Here is a 3,014-nt window from a genome sequence, read left to right on the forward strand (position 1 = left end):
TTGCCGAAAACGGTGCCGCTGCCTGGATGTCGCCGGACGAGCTGCTGCTGCTGGTGCCATATGAGGATGCGGTTGCCAAAACCGCGGAATTGGCTGGGGCGCTGAAAGGTGAACATGCGCTGGCAGTAAATGTCTCTGACGCCCGTGCCTTCTTCCGCCTGTCGGGTGAAGGTGCGCGAGAGGTACTGGGCAAAGTGAGCCCGGTGGACTTTGACGCTGCGGCATTCAAGGCAGGCCAGTTCCGCCGTTCGCGCCTGGCACAGGTGGCTGGCGCCTACTGGTTGAACGAAGACGGCAGTTTTTACATCGTCTGCTTCCGCTCTGTCGGCGAATATGTGTTCAAACTGCTCAGCACAGCGGCGCATCCGCAAAGTAAAGTGGGTGTTTACTAAAGTTTTCACTCGCTTTTTGCTTGTGACGCCATCACGCGTCATTTACGGTGCCCTGGAGACCTTCCAGGGCATCTTTTTTTGTTTTTCACTTCCCTGGAAGTTTACATTTTTACGATTGCAACTGTTTGATTTGATACCCTTTCTTTCAAGTGGGGGTAGGTTTTGTGACGATGTTTCAGGGAGCGGCTGATGGGTCTGCCGGCATGCGGAATTTTAGCACTGGCTATTTCACTGTCCGGGGGTGCGGCAGTGGCCGAAACAAGCTTTCGCTGCAATCTGAAACCGATTTCCGGCGTTACTTGGGTTCCCGGCCGGATTACCGTGCATTTTTCCGATGATTTCACCATTGCAAAGGTCACTGATGCGGCGTTTGGTGTGTCTGTCGCAGCTAAGGTATCGCAGCGCAGCGAGACATCTTATGCGATTAGCTGGTCATTGCCCGGGCTTGCTGTGCTGACGGACAACGGGCAGGCAAAGCCGCGCTTCAGGGCTGTGCTGAACACCGCAAATTTGAAGATGAGCATTCAATCAATCCGCCCCGGCAGCACAGAGCAGCCGCCGCGCGGTTCCGGAACGTGCCGCCGGGAGCCTTCTTTGTCGCTGCTGGCCCAGAACCACATCGGTTGGAACTAGGCAGGTAATCTAAGGCCCGGCGGGGCAGGCTATGGGCTGCAGCGCAACTGCAGATTGCCGTTGCATCGGAGCCGGTATCCCTGCATCACTGCACAGCAAAAAAATGGAACCATCAAATGAAACGATATCTACTGACCGCATCCATTCTGCTGTCAGCCGCGTCCGCCGCAGCAGCGGGAGGAAAAGACACCATCACATATGATTGCGCGATGAAGGTGTTCACCAACAATGGCTGGATTGCCCCGCGGGTGCTTGTCATGTGGGACGAAGAAAACCAGTCTGCGCAGATCTATGACGGGTATATACACAAACTGGTCGGAGAGCCTATTCCGGCTAAAGTCTCGCCGCGAAACGAAATTTCCTACAACTTGGACTGGCGGGTGAATAACATTCCGGTCAGCAATGCCCGAATGACGCTTGATGGATTGTATTCAGCTGTTTTGAATACCAAGCAGAACACTCTGTCGATCCGCGGCGTCATCACGGGTGTCGCCAATCAGCCGCGTGGCAAAGGTAAATGCATCGTCAAAAAAGGCTGAGGCCGGCATCGCGCCAGCCGGACCAGGCTGGCATCGCCTTTTTTGCACATAGACCTTGCGCGGAAATGGGGCCTTGGCTCTTGACCTGATAGCGCGCGCACAGCATGTATCTGCGCAGGAACGCAAACTTTTTTCACAGGGGGCCCAAATGGCTTTTGAACTTCCCGATCTTCCTTATGCACACGACGCCCTGGCTGCCAAAGGCATGTCGGCCGAGACCCTGGAATACCACCACGACCTGCACCACAAGGCCTATGTCGATAACGGCAACAAGCTGATCGCCGGCACCGAGTGGGACGGCAAGTCGCTGGAAGAGATCATCAAAGGCACCTATGACGCCGGTTCCGTTGCCCAGAACGGTATCTTCAACAACATTTCGCAGCTGTGGAACCACAACCAGTTCTGGGAAATGATGGGCCCGGGCGCCAGCGCAATGCCGGGCGAGCTGGAAAAGGCGCTGGTCGAGTCGTTCGGCTCGGTTGACGAGTTCAAGTCGCAGTTCTCTGCAGCAGGCGCCGGTCAGTTCGGTTCCGGCTGGGCCTGGCTGGTTAAGAACGCCGACGGGTCGCTGGCAGTGACCAAAACCGAAAACGGCGTCAACCCGCTGTGCTTCAACCAGACCGCACTGCTGGGCTGCGATGTGTGGGAACATTCCTATTACATTGATTTCCGCAACAAGCGTCCGGCTTACCTGACCAACTTCCTGGACAATCTGGTGAACTGGGAAAACGTCGCCTCGCGGATGTAAGTCCTGAGCGGCATGAATTCTGGAGCGCCCGGTCATCCGACCGGGCGTTTCTTGTTTGGACCGGCGGCTGGCGCGTATTGCGCACGGCCCGCCGGAACGGGGGAACGGTGATGACAGAGGCAGCCAAGGGCATACTGGCAATGGTCTCGGCCTGCGTGGTCTGGGGGCTGTCGGGGATCTACTACAATGCTTTGTCGCATGTGCCGCCGGAACAGGTGCTGTCGCACCGGGCATTGTGGTCGTTTCTGTTTTTTGCCGGCGTGCTGCTGTTTCAGGGCCGGATCGGCACCTTAACGGCAGCTTTCACCAGCAGGCGGAGCACATTGTTTCTGGTTCTCGCAACAGCGATGATCTCGCTCAACTGGTTTGTGTTCATCTCTTCAGTGCAGACCGGTTATGCCACCGAGGCGAGCCTGGGGTATTATATCTTTCCGTTGCTGAGCGTACTGCTGGGGCGGCTGGTCTTCGGTGAGCAGCTGACCCGGGCGCAGGTCGCGGCAGTCGGGCTGGCGGCACTGGCGGTTGCGGTGCTGTCCTTCGGGCTGGGCGCAGCCCCTCTGATTCCGCTAGTGCTGGCGATTAGCTTTGCCCTTTATGGTGTTGCAAAAAAACAAATTCCATTGGGTCCGGTGGTATCTGTCACCGCCGAGGTTCTGCTGATCCTGCCCGTAGCGCTGGCGGTGATCTGGCTGACCGGTGGCG

Annotated in this window: 5 protein-coding genes; all 5 read left to right on the plus strand. The window is 57.1% G+C overall.

Translation table 11 applies throughout. From position 1 onward, the window contains the following. Window positions 1-392 (plus strand): sarcosine oxidase subunit gamma (locus A2I95_RS29165; protein ID WP_291735517.1); only part of this gene is annotated, 392 nt, incomplete at its 5' end. Between the two features lie 189 nt (window positions 393-581). Beyond that, window positions 582-1,025 carry a hypothetical protein gene (locus A2I95_RS29170; protein WP_291735519.1) on the plus strand — a complete coding sequence of 148 codons (444 nt, stop codon included), beginning with the start codon at window positions 582-584 and terminating at the stop codon, window positions 1,023-1,025. 116 nt (window positions 1,026-1,141) lie between these two features. Then, window positions 1,142-1,564, plus strand: a complete 423-nt coding sequence (locus A2I95_RS29175; protein WP_291735520.1) for a hypothetical protein — start codon at window positions 1,142-1,144, stop codon at window positions 1,562-1,564. A gap of 148 nt (window positions 1,565-1,712) precedes the next feature. Beyond that, window positions 1,713-2,312, plus strand: coding sequence for a superoxide dismutase (locus A2I95_RS29180; protein WP_129371089.1), 600 nt, complete (start codon window positions 1,713-1,715; stop codon window positions 2,310-2,312). 110 nt (window positions 2,313-2,422) lie between these two features. After that, window positions 2,423-3,014, plus strand: a 592-nt coding sequence (rarD, locus tag A2I95_RS29185; protein WP_291735523.1) for an EamA family transporter RarD, incomplete at its 3' end; no start/stop codon positions are given.

This window comes from Leisingera sp. F5, from assembly GCF_001593695.1.

Excerpts from the sequence above, each read along its gene's own strand:
- A2I95_RS29170 (WP_291735519.1), top strand. The coding sequence starts at position 582 with ATGGGTCTGCCGGCATGCGGAATTTTAGCACTGGCTATTTCACTGTCC.
- A2I95_RS29175 (WP_291735520.1), top strand. The coding sequence starts at position 1,142 with ATGAAACGATATCTACTGACCGCATCCATTCTGCTGTCAGCCGCGTCC.
- A2I95_RS29180 (WP_129371089.1), top strand. The coding sequence starts at position 1,713 with ATGGCTTTTGAACTTCCCGATCTTCCTTATGCACACGACGCCCTGGCT.